Below are 23579 nucleotides of genomic sequence, written 5' to 3'. Positions count from 1 at the left end.
CATTAAGACTCCACTAGGATCAAAAGATAGACGGTAAATAAGAGGCTTGCCTGAAAAATAACAGTTTTTTAACTAAGTCGGCTCCCGTGTGGGAGCCGACAGTGAAGGATTTTGTTACTCACCATAGTGGGTCGCTAGGGCGATCACATCGTGAATGAGGTGCTTGTTGCGGATTTGAGGTAGCTGACGAGGATCTAGGCTGGTGGGCTTAATCGTTGCCATTCGGGTGCCGTCGGGAGAGATGAGCACCATGGAGGCGCTATGATCCACCTGATAATTTTCGCCTTCGCCCACCATGGTATAGACGAAGCCAAGTTCCCGGGTCAGCGGGAGCAACTGGCTATGGGGCGCCGTGACTGCAACGAAGTTGGGATTAAAGAAGTTGATGTAATCTTTGAGCCTTGCCTGGGTATCCCGTGCAGGGTCGACCGACAGAAACACCACCTGCAGATCCACCACACCTTCCAGCTGTTGATAGGCCGCCGCCAGTTTGCCAAGCGTGGTGGGGCACACATCCGGGCAGGAGGTATAGCCCACAAAGAACAGGCTCCACTTGTGCTTAAGCTGGTCGTTGGTAAAGGCCTTGCCATTCTGATCGGTTAGCTCGAAGGGGGACAAGGGTCGCTGCTGGGGATAGCGATAGCTGGTGAGCAACTCGGGCGGCGTGGGCTTAGCTGTGTAGTTAACCGCCGCGATCGCCCCCAGGCCGCTGAAGATGAGTAAGGTAATGATGACCAGTATTGGCTTCATCGTTAGCTCCAGAGATAGTGGTCGACCAAGAGCAGCAAGAAGAGCAGCATCAGGTGGTAGATGGAGAAGCGAAACACCTGCATCGCCAGTCCCGGCTGGTCTCTATACTTGAGCTGCCAGGCCTTATAGATAAAGCCACAACTTAACAGGGTAGACCCCACCAGATAGAGGGGACCACACATGCCAACGAGCACAGGGTAGAGACAGGCCAGGGCCAGTAAAACCGTGTAGAGCAGGATGCAGGTCTTGGTAAATTCGACGCCGTGAGTTACTGGCAGCATGGGCACATCGACCTTGGCATACTCGGCGCGTCTGTGGATCGCCAGCGCCCAGAAATGGGGCGGCGTCCAGGCGAAGATGATGATCACTAACAGCAGCGCATGGCCGTGAAACTCGCCGGTTATCGCCGTCCAACCCAGCAGCGGTGGCATGGCTCCGGCCAGGCCGCCGACGACGATATTCTGTGGCGTGGCACGCTTGAGATAGGCGGTATAGATCACCGCGTAGCCTATGAGGCTGGCGAAGGTGAGCCAGGCGGTGAGCGGGTTGACGGCCCAGTAGAGCAGCATAAAGCCGAGAATCGCCATACCGGTCGCAAAGGTCAGTGCCTTGGTGATGGAGACTCGCCCCTTAGGTAATGGTCGATTATAGGTTCGGGCCATCAGGCCATCGATGCGGCGGTCGATCAGATGGTTATAGGCCGCGGCCGCCCCCGCCATCATGCCTATGCCAATTAGACCGGCGATTAAGGGTTGAACCGGTACGGCGCCGGGTACCGCCAGGCACATGCCGACCAATACGGTCAACAGCATCAGGGCGACTACCCTTGGCTTGGTCATCTCCAGATAGGCGCGCCAGGGGAGAGGGGTAACGGCATGCTTGGTGATAGTCATAGGTTTGGCCATGGCGATGCCTCCTTATGCCTTACGCCACAGGGCGTAGTTGATGAAAACCAGGGTGAGTAATAAGAGTGCGGCGCCCGCGTTATGGGATACGGCAACTCCCAAGGGGAGGTGCAGCACAACATTGCTGATGCCAAGCGCTATCTGTAGGCACAACAAGCCTAGTAGCACCCAGGCACTGCGTCTGAGCAGCTGAGAGTGAGACAGTTTGATCATGCGGTAGACCAGCCAAAGCAGGGCTGTCGCCGTAATGATGGCACCGAATCTGTGTGCCACATGGATAGTCATGCGGGAGGAGTAGTCGAGTATGCCAAATTCATAGCTGCCTTCCGTCTTATGTAGGGGGTAGAAGGCATGCAGTGGGTCGAGATTGCTTACCCAGTCCCCTTCGCAGATGGGCAGTGTGGTGCAGGCCATTGCCGCATAGTTAGATGAGGTCCAGCCGCCCAGGATGATCTGCAGCACGAGTAAGCCGAGGCAGAAGAGTGCGTAGGGGGCGAGTTTTCTCAGTCTGGGCTCGCCGCCGGGTAGTCGCAGTGGCTTGGTTCTAAGGTAGAGCAGCCATAGCAGGGAGATCAGGGTGAAACCGCCGATCAGGTGGGACATCACCACCACGGGCATGAGTTTCATGGTGACCGTCCACATCCCCAGCGCCGCCTGGAACAGGATTAATAGGGCGATAAAGCTGGGAAGCTTCTTAGGGGCATCGGGCTGCCTGAAGCTGATGAAGAGGATGAAAGCGACCAGTAGGCCTAAGGTGCCGGCAATATACCTGTGGATCATCTCCAGCCAGGCTTTCTCTGGTTCTACCGTATGTTCGGGAAAGCTGTCCTGTGCCTTGGCCAGTTCGTGGCTCTGGGTGGGCACCTTGATCATGCCGTAGCAGCCCGGCCAGTCGGGACAGCCTAGGCCGGCGTCCGAGAGTCGGGTGTAGGCTCCCATCAAGATCACGCACAGGGTAAAGACTAAGGTGAGTTTCAGTACCGATGTCATCTGCATTAGCCGACCCTCGACAGTTTAAGCATCTTTCTTAAGTCGGCGATCAATGCCTTGCCGAGCATCAGCTGGGCCTGTTCATCTTCAACCTGGGGGTAGCGCATCACCAGCGAACCCAGCGGATCCACTATGATGATCTCCTCCCGGGTCAGCATCTGGCTGACCGCCTCGGTGGCCTGGGCCGTGGCGAAGTCGAACTCACTCTCCTGCAGCGCCATGAGATCGCTGTCAGCTTGCAATAATATAATGGGATTGACCCTGTGCTGGTCTCGCCCCAGGGCGATCTGGCTCTGATGCAGTATGTAGAGTCGGTTCATACAGGCCTGATCGCATTGTGCCGGAAGCAGGTAGATCATCTGCCAGTGTTTGGGCATGGGATTGGTCATGGCCAGGCGGGCATAGTTTGTGTCGGGCGGCAGAAGCTCCCCCTTATTGGTGGCGCCGCCATGATAGAGGTTCAGACTCAGCACTAGTTTTGCTACCGCCACGGGCAAGACAAAGACCAGCAGTAAGATAATTAGGGGTTTTGCGCCTTGGCTCTTTGGGGATCTCATCTTAATCCTCTGGTTGATTATTTTATGGGTTAGCGCGCGCCAGACACCGAAAAATATCAACTCCCCGAGACGGCTAGGAAGTGACCATTTACCTGGGTAGGCACCCTATTTATCAAGGTGCCTATTGATTAACCTACAGGGTCAGATGTCTTTACGCAACAAGTTACGACACTCATTTGTTTTCACTGGATTCCTTATTTTTCCTCTTAAATATCAGCAGGTAAGTCATGAGCATTAGAAAGACGGTCGCCATGGAGAACCACTGCAGGGCATAGCCCTGGTGTTTCTGTGCACTCATGGGGATCGGCAGCCAGGGATGTGGCAGTGCGCCGCCCGGTATCGCCTCGGGTTGCAGTATGGCGGGGGCCAACGGCATGCCTAGCTGCTGAGATAGCTCGGTCAGGTTAAGGTTTTGAATTCGCATGGGATCGCCCACTTCGGGCAGTAGGTGTTGGCTCAAGGGGTTACTAGCCCTCTGATAGACACGCCCGCTTAATGTCACCGTCTGAGTCATTCGTGTTATTTGGGGTAACTTTTGTCTGTCTAGGCCACTGTCGACGAAGCCGAGTTCGACCATTAGCAAAGGCGCATCGGCTTCGACACGCATCACCTGATAGGCCAGATAGCCGACATGGCCCTCATATACCTGGTTATCCAGCAGTATGATGGGGGCATCCACAGGTGTCGCCTGGACCTCCAGACGATAGCCGGTGAGGGAGCCGCGCTTGGCTAAGACGAGCAGACTCTGATAATCCAGCGGCGCGGCGGCCTGCTTGAGGGTTAGCGCCTGTTGCAGCGCCTGTTTCTCGGCGGCCCTGTCTAACTGCCACAGTCCCAGCTTGACCAGAATGGTGAATACCAGCAAAGTAACTAAAACGAGAAAAATCGTGCCACCGCGAACCGTGGGAGCCTTCATGAGCGAAATACTGCTATTTAAGATCGTCTTAGTACTGCTATTGGTGTTCATTATCTTTAATCTTGGCCGGGCCTTATTTGTCTTGGTGAAGGGAGAGGGCAAGGCGCCCATGAGTCAGTATCTGGGGCGGCGTGTGCTCTTCTCTGTGCTGGTGGTGCTCTTGCTGTTGATTGCCCTGGGACTTGGGGTGATCACCCCAAATCCCAGACCCTATTAATAGGTGGTCATAAGCCTCCTTAGAGGACATAGACGAATACGAACAGGCATAGCCAGACCACATCCACGAAGTGCCAATACCAACTGCCCGCCTGGAAGGCGAAATGCTTATCAGGCGTGAAATGCCCCTTTAATACCCGCAAGAAGAGCACGAATAGGAAGATGGTTCCCAGGGTCACGTGCATGCCGTGAAATCCAGTGAGCAGGAAGAAGGTATTGCCATAGACGCCGGAGGAGAGGGTCAGCCCCATCTCCTGATAGGCGTGGGCATACTCTTTCGCCTGGAGGAAGAGGAAGGCGAGACCTAAGAGTATGGTGATGCCTAACCAGAGGGTGAGCGCGGTGCGTTTGCTCTTCTCCAGGCTCACATGGGCGAAATGCAGGGTGACCGACGAGGTTAGCAGTATGATGGTGTTGTACAGAGGCAGACCCGTCCAGCCCATGGCCTCCGTCTTGGTGCCATCGGGTGTGGTGACCAGGGGCCAGACCGCCTGGAAATTGGGCCAAAGTACTTCGTGGGTCATGGCATTGTTCGAGGCGCCGCCGAGCCAGGGCACTGCTATGGTGCGGGCGTAGAGCAGGGCGCCGAAGAAGGCGGCAAAGAACATCACCTCGGAGAAGATAAACCAGCTCATTCCCTGGCGGAAGGAGCGATCCATCTGCTTAGAGTAGAGGCCGGACATGGACTCGCCTATCACTGTCCTGAACCAGCCGAAGACCATGTAGAGGATGACGGCGATTCCCGCCGTAAGGATATAACCGCCGCTGGTCTGCTCCGTCTGTAACTGCTGTACATAACTGCCGGCGCCATAGGCGATGAGGAAGAGGCCGAAGGCACCAATGATGGGCCAGGCACTCTGGGCGGGGACATAGTAGTGTTCATGTTTGCTTGTCATTTCGCAGCTCCTTGCTCAACATCATCTACGTACCCCTTGTCGGTGATGTTGTATAGCGTATAAGAGAGAGTCAGTGTCGAGATCTGCTCGGGCAGCTCGGTATCGACATAGAAGATCAAAGGTAATTGCGCATTGGCATTGGCATCGAGTTTTTGCTGGTTAAAGCAGAAGCACTCTGTCTTGTGGAAGTAGGCCGCGCCCTGTCCCGGAGAGACAGAGGGAATAGCCTGCCCGACAATCTGCTGCGCCGAGAGGTTTTTGGCGTGAAACTGAGTACGAATCACCTCACCCGGATGCACCTGAATGCGTTTCATCTCGGGGGCGAAGACCCAGGGCATATCTTTCTGGGTCTGTGCCATAAATTCGACCGTTACCGTGCGGCTGGTGTCTATGGTCACCGCCTTATATTCGGCGGCGGTCGATTGCGTCTTACCATTGATGCCTAATTTTTCACATAGCACATCGTATAGAGGCACCAAGGCGAATCCGAAGCCGAACATGCCCACGCAACCTAACAGCAATAGGCCGATCAGCTTACGGTTGGAGTACGCCTTAGCGTCCGTCATGCTATTTCACCTCAGGTGGTGTCGAGAATGAGTGGTAGGGCGCCGGACTCGGCAATGTCCACTCCAGTCCCTCGGCGCCATCCCATGGCTTGTTGGGTGCCGGCTCGCCGCCGCGGATGCACTTGATCACCACCACCAGGAAGATCAGCTGTGACAGGCCGAAGGCGAAGCCGCCGATAGAGACTATCTGGTTGACGTCGGCAAACTGAATCGAGTAGTCCGGAATGCGTCGCGGCATGCCCGCCAGCCCCAGGAAGTGCATGGGGAAGAAGAGCACGTTCACCGAGATCACCGAGCACCAGAAATGCAGCTTGCCTAGCTTCTCGCTGTACATATGCCCAGTCCACTTAGGTAGCCAGTAGTAGGCCGCCGCCATGATGGAGAAGATAGCCCCCGAGACCAATACATAGTGGAAGTGGGCCACGACGAAGTAGGTGTCGTGGTACTGGAAATCCACCGGCGTGATGGCCAGCATCAGCCCAGAGAAGCCACCTATGGTGAAGAGGATGATAAAGGCCAGCGCAAACAGCATGGGCGTCTCGAAGGTGAGCGAGCCGCGCCAGAGGGTGGCGACCCAGTTAAATACCTTCACCCCTGTCGGCACGGCGATCAACATGGTGCAGTACATGAAGAAGAGCTCAGCGAACACAGGCATACCTGTGGTAAACATGTGGTGTGCCCAGACCAGGAAGGAGAGGATCGCGATACTGGCGGTGGCGTATACCATGGAGGAGTAGCCAAACAGCTTCTTGCGGCTGAAGGCCGGTACTATGGCAGAGATGATGCCGAAGGACGGCAAGATCATGATGTAGACCTCGGGATGGCCGAAGAACCAGAAGATATGCTGGAACATCACAGGGTCACCACCACCGGCGGCGTCGAAGAAGCTGGTGCCGAAGAACTTGTCGGTCAGTACCATGGTCACTGTACCGGCGAGTACCGGCATCACGGCGATCAGCAGGAAGGCGGTGATCAGCCAGGTCCAGACGAACAGTGGCAACTTCATCCAGCTCATACCCGGAGCGCGCATGTTGACTATGGTCACGATCACGTTGATGGCGCCCATGATGGAGCTGATACCCATGATGTGTACCGAGAAGACAAACAGCGCCGTGCTATCCGGGCTATAGGCCGTCGACAGCGGGGCGTAGAAGGTCCAGCCAAAGTTAGGCCCGCCGCCCTCCATGAACAGCGAGCTAATCAGGATCGCAAAGGCGAAGGGCAAGATCCAGAAGCTCCAGTTGTTCATGCGGGGTAGGGCCATGTCTGGCGCCCCTATCATCATAGGGATCAGCCAGTTGGCGAGGCCGGTAAAGGCCGGCATCACGGCGCCAAACACCATGATGAGGCCGTGAACCGTGGTCATCTGGTTGAAGAAGTTGGGCTCCACCAGTTGCAGACCCGGCTGGAACAGCTCGGCGCGGATCACCATGGCCATGGCGCCGCCGGTTAAGAACATGATGAAACTGAACCAGAGATACAGGGTGCCTATGTCTTTATGGTTGGTGGTAAACAGCCAACGCTTTATGCCCGTCGGGTGCTCCTCGTGGTGGGTCGAATGTTCGCCAATATGAGTGGCATCCATATCTGCTTCACGCGTTATTGCATTCATAATGCCTCCCTATTGACCCTGTTGATTGACGTCTGTTGCCTGAACCATGTCGCCAGTGTTGTTACCCCAGGCGTTGCGCTCATAGGTGATCACCGAGGCGAGCTCCTGTGGCGTTAACTGACTGGAGAAGGCCTGCATGGCGGTGCCAGGCTTACCGTGAAGCACTATGTCTAGGTGATTCTCAACTGGCCCTGTGGCGATGGCGCTGCCTTTGAGTGCCGGGAAGGCGCCGGGTAATCCCATGCCTGTGGCCTGATGACAGGCGGCGCAGTGGCCGAGATAAACCTGCTCTCCCTTGGCCATCAGCTCATCCATGGTCAGATCGTCTAACACAGGTGCTTGAGATTCCTCGGCGACGGAGTTTGCTGCCGCACTGGATTCGGCCGTCGGGGTAGGCATAGATTGAACCGCTTCGGCAGCTGCATCTGCTCCTGTATCAGCCTCGCTCGATGTGCCTGAGTTTGCCTGATTGACATCGGCTGCCTGCACCGTATCGCCGGTGTCGTTACCCCAGGCATTACGCTCGAAGGTGACCACGGCGGCAATCTCTGTAGCGGTGAGCTGCTGGGCGAAGGCCTGCATCGCTGTGCCGGAGCGGCCATGTAGCACCACATCTAGGTGATCGGCGACAGGGCCCTTGATGATTGGGCTGCCTATGAGTGACGGGAAGACGCCAGGTAAGCCGGCACCATTTGGCTGGTGGCAGGCGGCGCAGCGCGCCATATAGACCTGTTCGCCCTGAGTCATCAGCTCTTCTTTCGACAGGGTTTTCGACAAGGCTGCCTGCGCCTCGGCGGCGGCCGCGCTGGCCTGTGCCTCCTGCTCGACAATCCAGTTGTCGAAATCGGCTTCGGAAAGTACTTGTACCACGATTGGCATGAAGCCGTGATCCTTGCCGCAAAGTTCGGCGCACTGGCCACGGTAGATGCCTGGCTTGTCGATGCGGGTCCAGGCCTCGTTGATGAAGCCTGGGTTAGCGTCTTTCTTCACCGCGAAGGCCGGTACCCACCAGGAGTGGATCACATCCTCCGAGGTCATCAGGAAGCGGATCTTACGATTGACCGGCAGCACCAGTGGCTTGTCGACCTCCAGCAGATAGTGTTCGCCTTTGGTCTCCTTACCTTCTATCTGTTCTCTGGGGGTCGCCAGTAGGCTGTAGTAGCTGATGTCTTGGTCAAAATAGCTGTAGTGCCATTTCCATTGGGAACCTGTGATCTTGATGGTGAGATCGGCATTGCTGGGATCTTCCATGGCGATGAGGGTCTTGGTGGCCGGGATGGCCATGAGGATCAAGATGACAAAAGGAACGAGCGTCCAAGCAATCTCTACCTTAGTGCTCTCATGAAAGTTTGCCGCGACGGCACCCTTGGAGCGCCTATGGTTGATGATGGCGTAGATCATCACCCCAAAGACGACTAGGCCTATGGCACAGCAGATATAGAGAATCGTCATATGAAGGCTAAACACCTTATTGCTGATCTCTGTGACCCCTGATGTCATATTCAGGGGCATATCTGCTGCGAGTATGGTGGGCGTAAATAGCAACGCCAGCAAACAACACAACACTTGCTTCACTAGACTTCTCCTCTGTCAATTGCGAAGGCAACTACAAAGAAGAGCCACACAGTATGTCTCGGCTCTATGCAAACTCTTCAGTTCCCAAAAAAGCAACGATGACTTCAAAGTGCGTCGGTGGTGAAACTCTTGTTCTGTTGGTGGTGACCACGCTTGCACTTACGGCTGAATATATCAGACCAATTTCAGCTTCCGTGGGCGAGGTGTTACAAGATTATTTTCGCCGCTCAAGCCGACAACCAAATTGTGCGATATAACAAATAATCGTTGATATCTATTACTAACTTAATGGCTGTTTAAATATTGATCAAGATCACTTTTATTTTATTTTGCTAAACAAAACAGACACAAAAATGCCCCTTGCGGGGCGTCTGTATGGAAAGGTAGTGCGAGGATGATTAGTGTAGCGAGCTAAACAGATTCGAGGGCTGACCGCTGAGATCCTCTTGGGAAAACGGGCTGGCAGGTAAGTGACCGTTCGCATCTTCGATCACTACCCCTAATGCGCGGGTATTCTTGGCGACTATCTGTAGGCGACGACTGTCACGGGCATCCAGGGTTTGTGCCCAGCAGATCACCGCACTGGATGTACCACTTGTGAGGGCTTTTTCCATCGCCCACAGGGTTTCGACCTCATCCTTGGTGTGCACAAGTAATATACGGTCCATGCGAACACCGCCGTCGGCCAGCATCTGTTTGTAGCCTATGTTTGGCGGGCTGATCAGCACCACCCATTGCCCCTGCTGACTGAGTCTGGCTAGCTCAGGGGTGAGGGCCTGGAGCTCCTGCTTGCCCTGAGTCGAACTTGCCGTGGTAGAGATAGTGTTGCCATCGCCGCGCTTAAGCGAGCTGTCGAGATCGACCCACAGTCCTGGATGACGTGGCGCCATGCCCATTAGGTTGTTCATTGCCAGTCTCCATTTCGAATCACGCCAACGGCCAGGCCTTCGATACTCAGGCTCTGAGTGGTGAGATCGACGACGATAGGGGAATATTCTTCGTTTTCTGCATGAAGGAACACGGTGCTGCCGCGCTTCTCGAAGCGTTTAACCGTGACATCGTCTTCCACGCGGGCAACGATGATCTGACCGTTTCTGGCCTGTTCGACCTTATGTACTGCCAGCAGATCGCCTTCGAGAATGCCGATATCTTTCATACTGTCACCCTTGACCCTCAGCAGGAAGTCTGCGCTGGGGCGGAACATGCTTGGATCAACCTGATAGTGCTGCTCCACATGCTCCTGGGCCAGAATGGGCTCACCGGCGGCAACCTGGCCGATTAGAGGCAGACCGAGATCTTCAGGCTCTTCCTCTTGGGTCAGCTTAATGCCGCGTGAGGTGCCGGGCATGATTTCGATGCAACCTTTCTTGGCCAGCGCCTTGAGGTGTTCCTCGGCAGCATTGGCACTCTTAAAGCCTAAGCGACGCGCAATTTCCGCACGGGTAGGCGGCATGCCAGTGTCGGCAATATTGCGTTTAATCAGATCTAAAATCTCGGCTTGTCTCGGGGTTAAGGGTCTCATGATTAATCCTGTCTTTCCATACAGTACCTGTCAGTATATACAGTATTTTATGCAGTGCAAGTATTAACCAGATTTTCTGTCAGTCACATCAAGCGATTAGCGCGTAAAGCGCAGGCGGCTAGTCTCGTTGAGCCTGTTCTAGGGAGACGAGTAGATGATGGTAATCGTCGATGGCAGGGAAGTCGGCAAACTGCTTGTGCGGCTTTTGGCTGTCGGGATTCTTGATCCCTAGCTGATAGCCTACGCCGGCTTTTTGGGCCGCCAGTAGAATGGGCTCACTGTCGTCGATAAACAGGCAGCGGCTGGGATCCAGGGAAAACTCATTAAACAGGTGACGCCAGAACTTGGGATGCTCCTTGGGATAGCCTGTCGTGTGGCTGGAGAGCATCTCGTCTAACCCGCTAGCCAGTTCGGTATGTTTGAGCTTCAACGCCAGACTGTGGGGATGGGCGTTGGTGACTAAGATGCGCCGCTTGCCGTATTTGGCGAGCGTGCCGAGAAAGGGCATGCTGTCTTGACGCAGCTGGATCCTGTCGACCAGGGTGTGATGCAGCGCCAGAATGTCCAGACCCAACTCCTGTTGCCAATATTCGAGGCAATACCACTCCAGGGTGCCGAAGACCTTGGCATAGGCACTCTCTACCAGTTGCTGGGCCTCGGCCGGTGGGATCTGCCGCTGCTGACACAAGGCCTGAGGCACCAGGCTGAGCCAGAAGTGGTTGTCGAAATGCAGATCCAGCAGGGTACCGTCCATGTCTAACAATACGGTATCTATCTTATTCCAGGGAAACATAAAGGTAGTAAAAAAATTCCTTGGTTTGAGTTGTGGATTAGGCCCATCATAGTAAGATTGAGTGGTTAAGCAAACGCCATTTTTCAGGAAGTTCAATGTCGGACAAAAAGCCGCAGATCCTACATGCCGAAGTTGTTGCCCAGAGCCGTCTGTTCCAGATAGAGCAGGTGCATTTAAAATTTTCGAATCAGGTTGAGCGCCAATATGAGCGCATGAAGGGTAATACCCGCGGCGCCGTGATGGTGGTGCCTGTGCATGGCGAGGAACTCCTGCTGGGACGCGAATATGCGGCAGGCACCCATAGTTACGAGCTGGGCTTCCCCAAAGGCCTGGTGGATCCCGGCGAGACCCATGCCCAGGCGGCCAACCGTGAGCTGCAGGAGGAGATCGGCTTTGGTGCCCGTAAGTTGACCCATCTGATGGAGTTAAGCCTGGCGCCTGGCTACTTTGCCAGCAAGATGCAGATCTTCGTCGCCGAAGATCTGTATGAGAGTCGATTGCAGGGTGACGAGCCCGAACCCATAGAGGTGGTACGCTGGCCATTGAGCCAGTGGTCTGAGTTGTTATTAGAAGATGACTTTTCCGAATCTCGAAGCGTTAGCGCCTTGTTTTTGGCACAGAAACATCTAAAACTAAAGTAGTTAATCCGAATTATCATATTAGGCATTGCCAGATGTAGGCTGTTGGAGTTGTGATGAAGCCAGAAGAGTATGTTGAGCAGGCGATTTCGATTGCCATCGAGGCGGGAGAAGCCATTAAAGGGATCTACCTCGAGGGCAGTTTTGACAAAGAGGTGAAATCCGACAATACCCCGGTGACCTCTGCCGATATCGCGGCCCATAAGATCATCGCTTCCCAGCTTAACAGTCTCACCCCTGAGATCCCGGTTTTATCCGAAGAAGATGCCGATATCCCCTACGTCGAGCGCGCCGACTGGCAGCGCTACTGGTTAGTCGATCCCCTAGATGGCACGGGCGAGTTTATTGCCGGTAGCGGTGACTTCTCGGTGATCATCGCCCTGGTCGAGCACAACCGCCCTATCATGGGCGTGGTTTATGTGCCTATGACTGGCGTGGTCTATTACGCCATTGCGGGACTGGGCGCCTATAAGCGCAGCAGCAAGGGGGAGGTGCGTATCGCCAGCAAACAGCTCACCACAGACGATGAGCCTTGTTTGCGCCTGGCGGTGAGTCGTCGTCAGGATCCGCAGTCTGTATTGAAGCTTTTCAATCATCCCAAACACTGCGAGCTAGTGGTGCTGGGCGGTGCGGCGCTTAAGAGCTGTCTGGTGGCAGAAGGCCGAGCCGACTGTTATGTGCGTATCGGTCCTACGGGTGAGTGGGACACGGGCGCGGCGCAGATCATCATCGAAGAGGCGGGCGGCCAGGTGATGGATCTCGAGCTACAGCCACTGAGTTATAACGAGCGTGAATCACTAGAGAATCCCAACTTTATCGTCGTGGGATCGACCCACCTGCCATGGGACGAGCTGTTAACCCGTGAATAATCTCCCTCATATTTCTATCAAGGCGGCTGGTAAGCACCAGCTGCAGGCGCTCTATCGTCTGGAGCAGGGACTATTTGGTGCTCATGCCTATCCAGACTTCTTCTTTCGCCAGAGTTTCGACTGCTGGCCAAGCGGACTGCGAGTCGCTTGTGACGAAAACGAATGTCTACTGGGCTACATACTGCTGGCCAGGAGCGAACGGGTAGATAGTGCCTGGATCCTCTCGGTCGCAGTCGATAGTGCCGCTCAGGGGCGAGGCATAGGCAGGCGTTTGATTGTAGAGTCCTTGAGCGCGCTACCCGCTAGCGTGACACAGGTGAAGCTCACCGTGGCGCCGGATAATCCTGCCAGGCACCTCTATGCCAGGTTAGGCTTTGTCGAGCAAGGGCTGGAGGCCGACTACTTCGGTCCAGACGAAGACAGAGTTCTCATGACACTCAGCCGATAAATTTCCCTCTTTATTCTGGTCGCCGAAAAATAATCTTATTATGAACATTGTTTTTTATTTTGCTTGCTGGTAACTTGAACGCAAATTGACAGAGGGATGGAGCCGAGATGGCAAGACGTAAGGAACATACTCATGATGAGATTCGGGCGATGGCAACCGCCGCCGTGCTGCAGCATTTGGCGGTCGAGTCACTCGATAGCCTGAGCCTGCGCAAGGTGGCTCAAGTTGTCGGCTATGTGCCCAGCACCCTGGTGAATCTCTTCGGGAGCTATCAGGGTCTGCTACTAGCCGTCGCCGAGTTGACGCTGGATCAGCTTTACCAGTGCCTGGTTTCTAATGCACAAGTCTCTCAAGCCTATGACTCGAATCCACTCGAGGCGATGGCCAACGCCTACCAGCAATTTGCCTTCGAGCAGCCTAGAGCCTTTCAGCTGATCTTCGAGCTTAAGGCAACCGATGAGCAGGGGCTGAGCGAGCATCATGCCCGGCTTATTGCGCAGCTGTTTGCCTTGATAGAGTCTTGCCTGGGCGAGCTGTTGCCCGAGCTATCCGGTGAGCAACGATTACTGGCGAGCCGAGCCCTGTGGGGGGGCGTGCATGGCTTGGTGTGTCTGGCGCTGGACGATAAGCTCTTTGCTCCCGGGATAAGTATCGAGGAGGCCATTCGCCACCATATCGCGGTTCAACTTAAAGGATTGGGTTATCACAAGGAGGCGTTATGCTGTTAACCAAGCGGTTTTTTCCCTATTTTGCCACTCAGTGCCTGGGGGCACTCAACGACAATATCTACAAGAATGTGCTGCTTCTGATGGTGACCTATAGCCAGATAGAGGAACTGCCCATCAGCGTAAACCTGTTCGTTAACCTCGCCGCCGGCGTGTTTATCCTGCCTTTCTTCTTGTTTTCCGCCCACGCGGGAGTGGTGGCCGACAACATGGATAAGGCCAAATTGATCAGACGCTTAAAGCAGCTGGAGCTGGTGATCATGTCCTGCGCGGCCATGGCGATTCTGAGCCAGAGTTATATGGTGATGTTAGTGTTGCTCTTCTTAACCGGCAGCCAGTCGGCCTATTTCGGGCCGGTAAAATATTCGCTCCTGCCTCAGGCCTTAGCGGAAGATGAGCTGGTGACGGGTAATGCCTGGGTAGAGATGGGCACCTTCTTGTCGATCCTGATAGGCACACTCAGCGCCGGGCTTCTGGTGGCCAGCGACAAGGGCATTATCGCTACCGCGGCGACCGTGTTTGTGCTGGCCGTTGCCGGTTACCTGGCCAGCCGGGCGATTCCAGCCATGCCGCCTCAAGGAGCGATCACTAAGATTCGTTTCGCGCCCTTGTCGGGCACCTGGCGCGGCATAGCTAAAGTCAGAAAGACCCCGAGTATCTGGATGGCGATCCTGGCGATCAGCTGGTTCTGGTTTCTCGGGGCGACCTATCTGACTCAGTTCCCCAACTTTGCCAAGCTGCACCTGCATGCGGATGCGACAGTGGTGTCGCTCTTGTTGGCCCTATTCTCTATCGGTATCGCGGTGGGCTCCTTCCTGTGTGAGCGTTTCTCTTTTGGACACGTGGAATTGGGTCTCTTGCCCTTCGGTGTGGCCGGGCTGACCCTGTTTGGCGTGGATCTGCTGTGGTCACTCCCCGAGTTGCCGGCCCAGGCCGAGACCGTCTATAGCTTTAGTAGCTTCATCGCCGAGTCGCAGCATTACCGGGTGATGTTTGCCCTGTTTATGGTGGGGGTGAGCGGTGGTCTGTTTATCGTGCCTCTGTATGCCTTCATTCAGTCGCGCGCCGATAGGGGTGAGTGTGCTCAGGCAATCGCCGCAAACAACATAATGAATGCCCTGTTCATGGTGGTCTCGGCTGCGCTGTCTATTCTGCTGTTGGAGGGCCTAGGTTGGAGCATTACAGATCTCTTCTTATTGTTGGCGCTGCTCAATGCCGTGGTTGCCCTGTATGTCTATAGTCAGGTGCCTGAGTTTACCCAGAGATTTGTCAGCTATCTGCTGAGCCATATTTTGTATCGCGTCACCGTGACAGGCCGCGACAAACTCCCCTGCGAGGGCGCCGGCATCATAGTGTGCAATCACGTCAGCTATGTGGACGCGCTGATCATCATGGGCGCCTCGACCCGTCCGATCCGTTTCGTGATGGATAAGTCTATCAGCGAGATGCCGCTGCTCAAGTATCTGTTTCGCCACGCGGGAGTGATCCCCATCTGTTCCCCGCGCCAGTGTGAGGCAACCTATAATCAGGCGTTCGAGGCTATTCATCAGGCGCTGGCCAATGGAGACTTGGTGTGTATCTTTCCCGAGGGACGCCTTACCCCTAACGGTGAGCTGGGCGAATTCCGCCCCGGCATCGACAAGATCCTCGCCCGCGATCCTGTCCCAGTGATCCCCATGGCGCTCAGTGGCCTCTGGGGCTCCTACTTCAGTCATAAGGATGGTCATGCCTTGAGCACCAGACCCAAACGCTTCTGGTCTAAGATATCGGTTGATCTCGATGATGTGGTGTCGGGTACCGAGGCTAACCGCCATCTGCTGCGCGAGCGGGTCGAGGCCATGTTACCCGCATCCTAGCGGCTTACCGTTTTTGCAAGGGTTAAACATAAAGCCAGGCATCATGCCTGGCTTTATGTTTTCGGTGGTTTCACTTTATAAGGTTTTAGTGTGCTAGCGAACGGCGTATTCATCCAACCATTGATGCATAGCCTTATGGTCGCCCTGGAAGATCACCCGCTCGGCTTTCTTGGCTATCTGATACTGATACATGGGATCGTAATATTTGCTCAGTAGCAATTCGATCCACTCAAGGTGCGCCTGGGTATTGCCACTCTGCAGCTGCACCGCTAATGCGTCTCTTATCAGCTGTTGCAGCTCGTCGTGTTGCTTACCGCCGAGGCGTTTCTTGATGCCTGAGATGCTGTTTGCCAGATACTCACTAAATGCGTCGAATCCGGCCTCTTCGCCCAGACGCTCTACATAGCCTTGATGCATCTTATGGACATATTCGTCCAGCAGACGTGTCAGCCTGGCCTCCAGCGGTTCCTCAAGGATGACGACGCTGGCGGTCTGCATCCCCATGTAGAAAGCCTTGGGTAGCGCAGAGCGTCCGATGAGATAGCTCTCATCTTCTAGCAGCAGATCCCGCGCGGCGCTCTGTTGGTGTTTCAACAGGGCGACCCCTAAGCCATTTTCGAAGTTGATCTGCGTCGGCTGCGCCTCATGGTAGCGACCGAAACTCGAGCCCCTATGATGGGCGAGCCCTTCGAGATCGACTGCCTCTTGCCGCTGCAACAGAAAGTCTGTCTTACCGCTGCCGGTTATGCCGCTGAGGATCAACATAGGTTTCACCTCCGGCGCCCTGTCTATGGTGTCGATAAGGAACTGACGCATCGCCTTATAGCCGCCTTGAATGTAGGGCACGGCTCTACCGGCCTCGGCTAGCCATTGCTGAGTCAGCTGAGAGCGCAGTCCGCCACGAAAGCAATAGAGATAGGCTTCGGGATGGGCGTCGAGATAGGCGAGCCAGGCATTGACCCGCTGCTGTTTGACCTCGCCGCATACCAGGGAATGACCGAGGGCGATGGCGGCGTCCTGGCCTCGCTCCTTATAACAGGTCCCCACTTGTTGTCGCTCATCGTCACGCATCAGGGGACAGTTGCTACTGGCGGGAAAGGCGCCCTTGGTAAATTCTATGGGGGCGCGAACATCCATGATGGGATGGTCAGATGCCAGGATTCGAGCATATTCACTCGCGGGGATAATCTTGTCGTTTAGATGGCCCATTAGATCAGTTCCACCAGTGGCTGCGACTCGGATTGAGGCACTAGCTCACCAATACATTGTGTGGGCAGCCCCTCTTTTTCTAGCAGAGTAAGCAGCTCGGCCTCATGGCTGTTTGATACGGCAATCAGCAAGCCGCCACTGGTTTGCGGGTCGCACAATAGGGCTTTCTGCTCGTCGTTTACCTGGGGAAGATGCTCGCCGTAGCTGTCGTAGTTGCGATGGGTGCCACCTGGAATGCAGCCAAGCTTGAGGTAGTCCATTGCCTTAGGCAGCATGGGTAGGGCGCTTAGATCGACCCTGGCCGCCAGCGTTGCGCCTTGGCACATCTCGATGAGGTGGCCTGCCAAGCCAAAGCCTGTCACATCTGTCATGGCATTAACGCCTGGGATCTTGGCGATGGTGGCGCCTATCTTGTTCAGCTGACACATGGCGTCAGGGGCAATATTGATATCTTGCTCGGCAAGCTTCTTCTGCTTCTGCGCCGTTGTGAGTATGCCGATACCTAGCGGCTTGGTCAGATAGAGTCTGTCACCTGCCTTGGCCGTGTCGTTCTGTTTGAGTTCGTTTAAGGGGATCTGGCCTGTTACCGCGAGGCCGAAGATAGGCTCTGGCGCATCGATACTGTGGCCGCCAGCCAACATGATCCCGGCATCTTTACAGGCCTGGCGTCCGCCATCGACCACCTGCTGGGCAATTTCCGCTGGCAAGACATTGACCGGCCAGCCCAGAATGGCGATGGCCATCATGGGCGTGCCACCCATGGCGTAGATATCGCTGATGGCATTAGTCGCCGCGATGCGGCCGAAGGTAAAGGGATCATCCACTATCGGCATGAAGAAGTCTGTGGTGCTGATGATGCCAGTCTCGTCGTTTAGGCGATAAACGGCGGCGTCGTCACGAGTCTGATTGCCTACCAGAATGTTTGGATCGTCAAAGCTGGGTAGCTGAGAGGCCAGTATGGTGCCTAGTACCTTAGGTGAAATCTTGCAACCACAGCCAGCACCGTGGCTGTATTCGGTGAGTTTAATCTTTTCTACTGACATAACCTCAAACTATCTCTGGATAAAATGGAGAGCCGCTCATGATAGACCCATAGGTGCGGCACTTCAATCGCCTGACGTGTTATACCAATCGTAATAAATAACTGATCATGCTAGCTTGTTAAAACGCTCGATAACGGCATTAGTATTTTTAATTGTAGAATAACTACTTATCTAAAAATCCTGCTTTGTTCTCAAGCGTTTTTCCTGCGCTATCTCTGCTCACTTACTTACTGTGATTGGTATTAGATATGAAGGGCGGGAGGCCGTTATCATTCCTGTTTATTTCAGGGTGTAAAAAAGCCACCCCGGGGGATGGCTTTTTCGAGATCGGATTAGGCAAAGCCGGTGGTGAGGGACTTCCACTGCTTCTGGCGTGCCAGCAATTCCTGCTTCAGGTGCTCTACCTGCTGCATCAGCTGATGTGTGGTCAGCTGTTTGCGCTTGGCTTCAAGCAGCTCCTTATGGGCCTGATAGTAATCGGCAATATGGGTCTTGAGCAGCTCATATTCCGCATGGATCTTCTCGAGGATCTCTTCGTGGTTGGCCAGCTGTGTGACCTTATGCTGCGCCTTCTTCAGTTGCATCTGCAACTTGGCACTCTCGATCCGCTCCTGTGGCGTGACCCTGAGGTTGTTGGCCAGTCCGGTCCAGGCCATGGTGTTGATCAACCATTTGGTAGGATCGTAATGCCACCATTGGATGCCGTTGCGATAATCGTTTTCGAAGATATGGTGGAAGTTGTGATAGCCCTCGCCATAGGTGAACAGCGCCAGCACCCCGTTATCACGCGCCGTGTTCTTATCTGTGTAGGGCTGGCTGCCCCAGATATGCGCGAGAGAGTTGATGAAGAAGGTGCAGTGATGCACGACGACCAGGCGTAGCAGACCCGCCATGAGCAACATGGCCCACACATCGCCGTTGAGCCAGCCCAATAGTGCCGGCAGGCCAATATTCATGATGAGGAGTAGCGGCAGGTAATATTTGTGCTGCCACATCACAATTTTCTCATTTTGCAGATCACGGACGTTCTTATAATCGTGATAACGCTGCGCCTGATACTCTCTAAGCATCCAGCCGATATGGCTGTACCAGAAACCCATGTTAGCCGAATAGGGGTCCTTGTCGTTGTCATCCACATGCTTGTGGTGGATACGGTGATCCGACGACCAATGCAGGGCGCTATTTTGCAGTGCTAAGGCACCGCCCAAGGCAAAAAGAAAACGTACCGACCAGTGCGCCTTATAGGTGCGATGGGACCAGAGCCTGTGGTATCCCGCGGTTATCGACAAACCGCTGGCGAAGGCGAGCCCGACAAAGGCAACCCATTCTGCCATGCCATAGCCATAGGTGATGCCGTACCAAGGTACGAGAATGACAGCACCTAAGAAGGTGATGGCAAATAGGAGAATATTGGTCCAGATGAGGGGAGGTTTTTTCATTATAGTGTCCAGATTCTTTTTTACTTGAGCGTACAGCTGTACGCCAATTCTACCGACTTAATAGGGCAGGTCAAGGCGGGCTGCGTTTTTGCCTTAAAGAAGGTATGATTGCCAGATTGAGTTTTATCTAGTGGATTCATCATGATGGGTATCAGAGCACAGCAGAAAGAAAAAACGCGTCGCGCCTTGGTCGATGCGGCATTTAATCAATTAAGTGCCGAACGCAGCTTTTCTAGCCTGAGTCTGCGGGAAGTGGCACGCGAGGCCAACATAGCGCCAACCTCCTTCTATCGTCATTTTAAAGATATGAATGAGCTGGGGCTCACCATGGTGGATGAGGGGGGGCTGACCCTGAGACAGATGATGCGCAAGGGGCGCCAGCGTGCCGAGGCCGGTGGTAGCGTGATTCGCATCTCAGTCGATACCTTTATGGAGGTACTGGAGTCTAATCCCAACGTTTTTCGTATCCTGCTGCATGAACGCTCGGGCACCTCGGCACCGTTTCGTGCGGCGGTGGCCAGAGAGATAGAACATTTCATCTCAGAGTTAGCTCACTACACAGAGGCGACTACTAAGCGAACCCCCGAGTTGGCCAGGGCTCAGGCGGAGGCCTTAGTGACCTTAGTGTTTAACGCCGGGGCGGCAGCGCTGGACATGAAGCGGGTCGATCGTAAGATCTTGGCCGATCGCCTGGTGATTCAGCTGCGCATGGTGGCTAAAGGCGCCGAATGCCTGCAGCAGAAGATGGAACATCGCTAGAGTTATCTGTATGAAAAAAGGGGCCTGTTGGCCCCTTTTTTGATGCTTGTTTTATATCAGCGTCGTTCTAGCAACACGCCTGATTCCATATGATCTGTGTAGGGGAACTGATCGAATAGCGCGAAGCGGGTGATCTTGTGGGTCTTGTCCAGCACCTTGAGGTTGTCCAGCAGGGTGTTGGGGTTACAAGAGATATAGAGGATCCGCTCATAGCCCTGCACCATAGACAGGGTATTGTCATCTAGGCCGGCTCGCGGCGGGTCGACAAATATGGTGTTGCAATCATAGCTGTCCAGATCCACGCCCTCTAAACGTCTGAAGCTGCGCTTCTTGGCCAGCGCATCGGTAAAGTCTTCCGCCGACATGCGGATGATCTGTAGGTTGTCAATCTGGTTCGCCTCGATATTGTACTGAGCCGAGTCGACTGATGGCTTGGCCAGCTCGGTAGCCAATACCCGGTTGAAGTTCTGCGCCAGGGCAATAGAGAAGTTACCGTTGCCGCAGTAGAGCTCCAATAGGTCACCACTGCTATTACGTGTGATATCTATGGCCCACTCCAACATCTTGATCGCTACCTCACCATTGGGCTGGGTAAAGCTGTTCTCAACTTGCTTATAGATAAGCTCCTTGCCATTGACCGGCAGGGATTCGATGACGAAGTCGCGATCCATCACCAGCTTCTGCTTACGGGCGCGGCCTATGATGTTCACCTTGAACTTAGCCGATAATGCTTGCTTAAGCGCCTCGGCTTCCTGCTGCCATTGGGCATCGAGCTGCTTGTGGTAAAGCAGTGACACTAAGATCTCACCGCTGAGGGTTGAGAGAAAGTCCACCTGGAACAGCTTGTGACGCAGGACCTGATTGGGGCGCAAGGCCGCCATCAGCTCGGGCATCATGTCGTTGATCAGTTGGCTCGCCGGTAAGAATTGGTCGCAACGAACCTTCTGGTTCAGCGCCTTATCAAACATGTAATAGTAGAGATCTTCACCCTCATGCCAGACACGGAACTCGGCGCGCATGCGGTAATGGGCCTTCTGTGAGGCAAACACTTCCAGCTTGGGTGTCTCGAAGTCGGCAAATAGCTGCGCTAGTTTCTGACGTTTCACATCGAGCTGCGCGTCGTATTGCTGAGGATCCATTGCTTCTAGATTCATTTCTTAACACCGTTGCTGTCTATGGGGGCGCAAATAGTATACTACTTGTCGTTGATGTCTAGGGGTTGGCTAACATTGTAGCGGACTTTCCCGGGCGATTAACCCGCCTGAAAAGCCAATTGTGAGCCCAATGGCTTTAGCTTTAATCGGGAATGTGAAAAAATCCCTGCTTCTATGTACCAGCCTTTTAGTGATAGGAGAGCCAATTTGTCAGCAAATATACTCGTGTTCGATTCTGGGGTAGGAGGTCTGTCGATATTGGCGGCAGTGCGAGAACAGCTTCCCAGTGCGAATTACTGTTATCTGTTTGACAATGCCAGGCTGCCCTATGGCGAACTCGATGAACAGGAACTGGTACAGGGTTGTGTCACCTTAATTAGTCAAGCGGTTGCCCAATGCCAGGCCGATATCGTGGTGGTGGCCTGTAATAGCGCCAGTACGCTTATCCTGCCTGCACTAAGAAGCTGCCTGACCATTCCCGTGGTAGGGGTGGTGCCGGCCATCAAACCCGCGGCGGCCCTATCGCACAAGAAACATCTGGGTTTGCTGGCGACTCCAGGGACAGTCAATCGCCAATATACCCAAGATCTGATCGATCAGTTTGCCAGTAATTGTCGTGTAGACAGATTTGGCTCCTCTGAGTTGGTCTATCTGGCAGAGGATAAGATGGCTCAGAAGCCGGTCGATCGCGAGGCGCTGCATCGTATCCTGGAGCCGATAAAGGCGTCTGGACTGGATACCTTAGTCTTGGGATGTACTCACTTTCCGATTTTGAGAGAAGAGCTGCAGCGTGAGTTGGGAGAGTCTGTGCATCTATTAGATTCATCCAATGCCATCGCGGCTAGGGTGGTGAGTTTGCTCGATGCTGATAATAGCGGAGAGAGAGGTAAGAGCCGGGCGCTGTTCACGACGAACACGATTTCCGAGGGGTTAAGTAAGACCTTAGCTGCCTGGGGATTCAGTTCGGCTACCGCCTTTAACGATAGCCTGATGAAAACCGGCAGCTAAGCTCTGGTGCCGCTAAAGATAAAGCTAATGTCAGATAAGCTGGATTAAATTAGCTGGCCTGTGCTGCTTCGTTTTTATCTGTGTCTTGAGACTTGGCTTCACGAACCTTGAGCGTACGCTCCTGGAATTCGAATTCGTTCAGCTTGGCCATCGCCTTCTTAGCGCCCGCTTCAGACATCTCAATAAAGCCAAAACCTTTACGACGTCCCGTCTTGCGATCGCGAACCAATCTCACCGAGCTAACAGGGCCATATTTGCCAAATAGCTCTTTCACTTCACCTTCATGTACACGGTAAGGCAGATTGCCTACATAGAGTGTCATAGTGGGGCCAGTGTAAGTATCACCACTGGTAGCGTTAGCGGCAGATGGCTGAAGTGTGAAAATAACACTCGCAATAATAGCACCAGTAAAAAATGCGATCGCTGAATAAAGCTCTGGTGTGAACTGAGATATTGCCAATGCGCCTAGGATGGCGACAATCAAAACAATAAGAAATGGCTTTTGCATATAATAGGTTCTCTGAGGAATTGATAATTAACTGTTAACAGCTCGTATATGGTAATGAATTATTAGCAATTACACTAGCATATTGATGAAAAAACGAACTTTAGCGGCCTTTGATATTGAATGATCCCGATTGGTTCTGTGTGATTTCCCCTCATTTTGTTTCTTAATTCAGCGAAGCGATTAAAAGATCGACTTGCGATCGCCGATCGTTGAAAAAGCCCTTGCGCCCAAGTCAGAACTGCCTATAATGCGCATCCACTGACACGGCAAAGCAGATAACGCGGCGTCGAAACACTTGGTAGCTAAGGCGATAGGGTGGTCAGTCACTGAAAAGTGAAGCCTCAAAAAGTTTGCAAAAACTGCTTGACGCGAACAAGGGATTGCGTAGAATACGCAGCCCTAGCCACTCGGAACTACCGAGATGTGCAAATGCTCTTTAACAATTTATCAAGTAATCTGTGTGGACACTCACAGGTATTGAGTTAATCGAAAACGATTTAAATCTCAATGCAATTGATGAGAGTCCATAGCAATATGTACAAGCATCCTTAGATTCTTCCGAGTCTAAGTGATGAATCAGAATTCATTGAGTCGGACTTAGGTCCACAAAAACTTTTAATTGAAG

Annotated in this window: 25 protein-coding genes; 8 read left to right on the top strand and 17 right to left on the bottom strand. The window is 53.9% G+C overall.

The genetic code is table 11. From position 1 onward, the window contains the following. Positions 1 to 114: 114 nt before the first annotated feature. The 5 genes from L2731_RS13085 to L2731_RS13065 all read right to left on the bottom strand — a co-directional run bounded on the left by L2731_RS13085 (position 115) and on the right by L2731_RS13065 (position 4118). Complete coding sequence (locus L2731_RS13085; RefSeq protein ID WP_249253528.1) at positions 115 to 750, bottom strand: SCO family protein; 636 nt, start codon at positions 748 to 750, stop codon at positions 115 to 117. Positions 751 to 752: 2 nt separating this feature from the next. Beyond that, positions 753 to 1655, bottom strand: a complete 903-nt coding sequence (cyoE, locus tag L2731_RS13080) for a heme o synthase (RefSeq protein ID WP_041509697.1) — start codon at positions 1653 to 1655, stop codon at positions 753 to 755. A 12-nt stretch (positions 1656 to 1667) separates the two neighbouring features. Then, positions 1668 to 2651 carry a COX15/CtaA family protein gene (locus tag L2731_RS13075; protein WP_249253526.1) on the bottom strand — a complete coding sequence of 328 codons (984 nt, stop codon included), beginning with the start codon at positions 2649 to 2651 and terminating at the stop codon, positions 1668 to 1670. Beyond that, a complete protein-coding gene (locus L2731_RS13070) occupies positions 2651 to 3202 on the bottom strand; it encodes a hypothetical protein (protein WP_239853935.1) in 552 nt (183 codons plus the stop codon). Before L2731_RS13070 ends, L2731_RS13075 begins: the two co-directional genes overlap by 1 nt. Positions 3203 to 3374: 172 nt before the next feature. Next, positions 3375 to 4118 (bottom strand): SURF1 family protein, encoded by a 744-nt coding sequence (locus L2731_RS13065; RefSeq protein ID WP_249253524.1) that lies wholly within the window; start codon positions 4116 to 4118, stop codon positions 3375 to 3377. On the opposite strand from L2731_RS13065, the gene L2731_RS13060 reads away from it, so the two are divergent. After that, complete coding sequence (locus L2731_RS13060; protein WP_249253522.1) at positions 4117 to 4335, top strand: DUF2909 domain-containing protein; 219 nt, start codon at positions 4117 to 4119, stop codon at positions 4333 to 4335. The two genes, L2731_RS13065 and L2731_RS13060, sit on opposite strands and share 2 nt — an antisense overlap. Before the next feature lie 19 nt (positions 4336 to 4354). On the opposite strand, the gene L2731_RS13055 is transcribed toward L2731_RS13060, so the two are convergent. The 7 genes from L2731_RS13055 to yrfG form a co-directional block, all read right to left on the bottom strand. Then, positions 4355 to 5230, bottom strand: a complete 876-nt coding sequence (locus L2731_RS13055; RefSeq protein WP_239882625.1) for a cytochrome c oxidase subunit 3 — start codon at positions 5228 to 5230, stop codon at positions 4355 to 4357. Then, a complete protein-coding gene (locus L2731_RS13050; protein WP_249253520.1) occupies positions 5227 to 5796 on the bottom strand; it encodes a cytochrome c oxidase assembly protein in 570 nt (189 codons plus the stop codon). Before L2731_RS13050 ends, L2731_RS13055 begins: the two co-directional genes overlap by 4 nt. Position 5797: 1 nt before the next feature. Then, positions 5798 to 7408: a cytochrome c oxidase subunit I gene (gene ctaD / locus L2731_RS13045; protein ID WP_415837033.1), complete on the bottom strand. Its 1611-nt coding sequence runs from the start codon at positions 7406 to 7408 to the stop codon at positions 5798 to 5800. Positions 7409 to 7417: 9 nt separating this feature from the next. Then, the gene (coxB, locus tag L2731_RS13040; RefSeq protein ID WP_249253518.1) at positions 7418 to 8983 is read right to left on the bottom strand and encodes a cytochrome c oxidase subunit II; all 1566 of its coding nucleotides are present in this window, start codon (positions 8981 to 8983) and stop codon (positions 7418 to 7420) included. A gap of 398 nt (positions 8984 to 9381) precedes the next feature. Further along, the gene (locus tag L2731_RS13035; RefSeq protein ID WP_239853943.1) at positions 9382 to 9891 is read right to left on the bottom strand and encodes a cell division inhibitor SulA; all 510 of its coding nucleotides are present in this window, start codon (positions 9889 to 9891) and stop codon (positions 9382 to 9384) included. Continuing rightward, on the bottom strand, positions 9888 to 10505 hold the full coding sequence (gene lexA / locus L2731_RS13030) for a transcriptional repressor LexA (RefSeq protein ID WP_041509707.1): 618 nt from the start codon (positions 10503 to 10505) through the stop codon (positions 9888 to 9890). Before lexA ends, L2731_RS13035 begins: the two co-directional genes overlap by 4 nt. Positions 10506 to 10623: 118 nt before the next feature. After that, positions 10624 to 11298 carry a GMP/IMP nucleotidase gene (yrfG, locus tag L2731_RS13025; RefSeq protein ID WP_239853945.1) on the bottom strand — a complete coding sequence of 225 codons (675 nt, stop codon included), beginning with the start codon at positions 11296 to 11298 and terminating at the stop codon, positions 10624 to 10626. Between the two features lie 95 nt (positions 11299 to 11393). On the opposite strand from yrfG, the gene nudE reads away from it, so the two are divergent. The 5 genes from nudE (at position 11394) to L2731_RS13000 (ending at position 15834) form a co-directional block, all read left to right on the top strand. Continuing rightward, a complete protein-coding gene (gene nudE, locus L2731_RS13020) occupies positions 11394 to 11939 on the top strand; it encodes an ADP compounds hydrolase NudE (RefSeq protein ID WP_239853947.1) in 546 nt (181 codons plus the stop codon). Positions 11940 to 11992: 53 nt separating this feature from the next. Beyond that, positions 11993 to 12805 (top strand): 3'(2'),5'-bisphosphate nucleotidase CysQ, encoded by an 813-nt coding sequence (gene cysQ / locus L2731_RS13015; protein ID WP_041509710.1) that lies wholly within the window; start codon positions 11993 to 11995, stop codon positions 12803 to 12805. Beyond that, positions 12798 to 13253 (top strand): GNAT family N-acetyltransferase, encoded by a 456-nt coding sequence (locus L2731_RS13010; RefSeq protein ID WP_160795784.1) that lies wholly within the window; start codon positions 12798 to 12800, stop codon positions 13251 to 13253. Before cysQ ends, L2731_RS13010 begins: the two co-directional genes overlap by 8 nt. 107 nt (positions 13254 to 13360) lie before the next feature. Next, a complete protein-coding gene (locus tag L2731_RS13005) occupies positions 13361 to 13981 on the top strand; it encodes a TetR/AcrR family transcriptional regulator (protein WP_160795786.1) in 621 nt (206 codons plus the stop codon). Further along, positions 13972 to 15834: an MFS transporter gene (locus tag L2731_RS13000; protein ID WP_160795788.1), complete on the top strand. Its 1863-nt coding sequence runs from the start codon at positions 13972 to 13974 to the stop codon at positions 15832 to 15834. Before L2731_RS13005 ends, L2731_RS13000 begins: the two co-directional genes overlap by 10 nt. Before the next feature lie 93 nt (positions 15835 to 15927). On the opposite strand, the gene mnmH is transcribed toward L2731_RS13000, so the two are convergent. The 3 genes from mnmH to L2731_RS12985 all read right to left on the bottom strand — a co-directional run bounded on the left by mnmH (position 15928) and on the right by L2731_RS12985 (position 19525). Beyond that, on the bottom strand, positions 15928 to 17043 hold the full coding sequence (gene mnmH / locus L2731_RS12995) for a tRNA 2-selenouridine(34) synthase MnmH (RefSeq protein ID WP_160795790.1): 1116 nt from the start codon (positions 17041 to 17043) through the stop codon (positions 15928 to 15930). Further along, positions 17043 to 18086 (bottom strand): selenide, water dikinase SelD, encoded by a 1044-nt coding sequence (selD, locus tag L2731_RS12990; protein WP_249253515.1) that lies wholly within the window; start codon positions 18084 to 18086, stop codon positions 17043 to 17045. Before selD ends, mnmH begins: the two co-directional genes overlap by 1 nt. Positions 18087 to 18418: 332 nt before the next feature. Continuing rightward, positions 18419 to 19525 (bottom strand): fatty acid desaturase, encoded by a 1107-nt coding sequence (locus tag L2731_RS12985; protein WP_249253513.1) that lies wholly within the window; start codon positions 19523 to 19525, stop codon positions 18419 to 18421. Between the two features lie 144 nt (positions 19526 to 19669). Here L2731_RS12985 and fabR point away from each other — a divergent pair, with 144 nt between their 5' ends. After that, a complete protein-coding gene (gene fabR, locus L2731_RS12980; RefSeq protein ID WP_041509741.1) occupies positions 19670 to 20284 on the top strand; it encodes an HTH-type transcriptional repressor FabR in 615 nt (204 codons plus the stop codon). Positions 20285 to 20340: 56 nt separating this feature from the next. Here the strand turns inward: fabR and trmA are convergent, their stop codons facing one another. Continuing rightward, entirely contained in the window at positions 20341 to 21438 is a 1098-nt protein-coding gene (gene trmA, locus L2731_RS12975; RefSeq protein ID WP_249253511.1) for a tRNA (uridine(54)-C5)-methyltransferase TrmA, read from the bottom strand. 207 nt (positions 21439 to 21645) lie between these two features. Here trmA and murI point away from each other — a divergent pair, with 207 nt between their 5' ends. Next, on the top strand, positions 21646 to 22446 hold the full coding sequence (gene murI / locus L2731_RS12970; RefSeq protein ID WP_249253509.1) for a glutamate racemase: 801 nt from the start codon (positions 21646 to 21648) through the stop codon (positions 22444 to 22446). Between the two features lie 49 nt (positions 22447 to 22495). On the opposite strand, the gene L2731_RS12965 is transcribed toward murI, so the two are convergent. Then, positions 22496 to 22954 carry an RNA recognition motif domain-containing protein gene (locus L2731_RS12965; protein ID WP_239853954.1) on the bottom strand — a complete coding sequence of 153 codons (459 nt, stop codon included), beginning with the start codon at positions 22952 to 22954 and terminating at the stop codon, positions 22496 to 22498. Positions 22955 to 23579: the final 625 nt, after the last annotated feature.

The sequence above is a fragment of the Shewanella aquimarina genome (assembly GCF_023349185.1).
In the GTDB taxonomy this organism is placed as follows: Bacteria; Pseudomonadota; Gammaproteobacteria; order Enterobacterales; family Shewanellaceae; genus Shewanella; species Shewanella aquimarina.
Note: the sequence above shows the minus strand (reverse complement) of the source record. Positions and strands in the feature narration are given on the sequence as shown.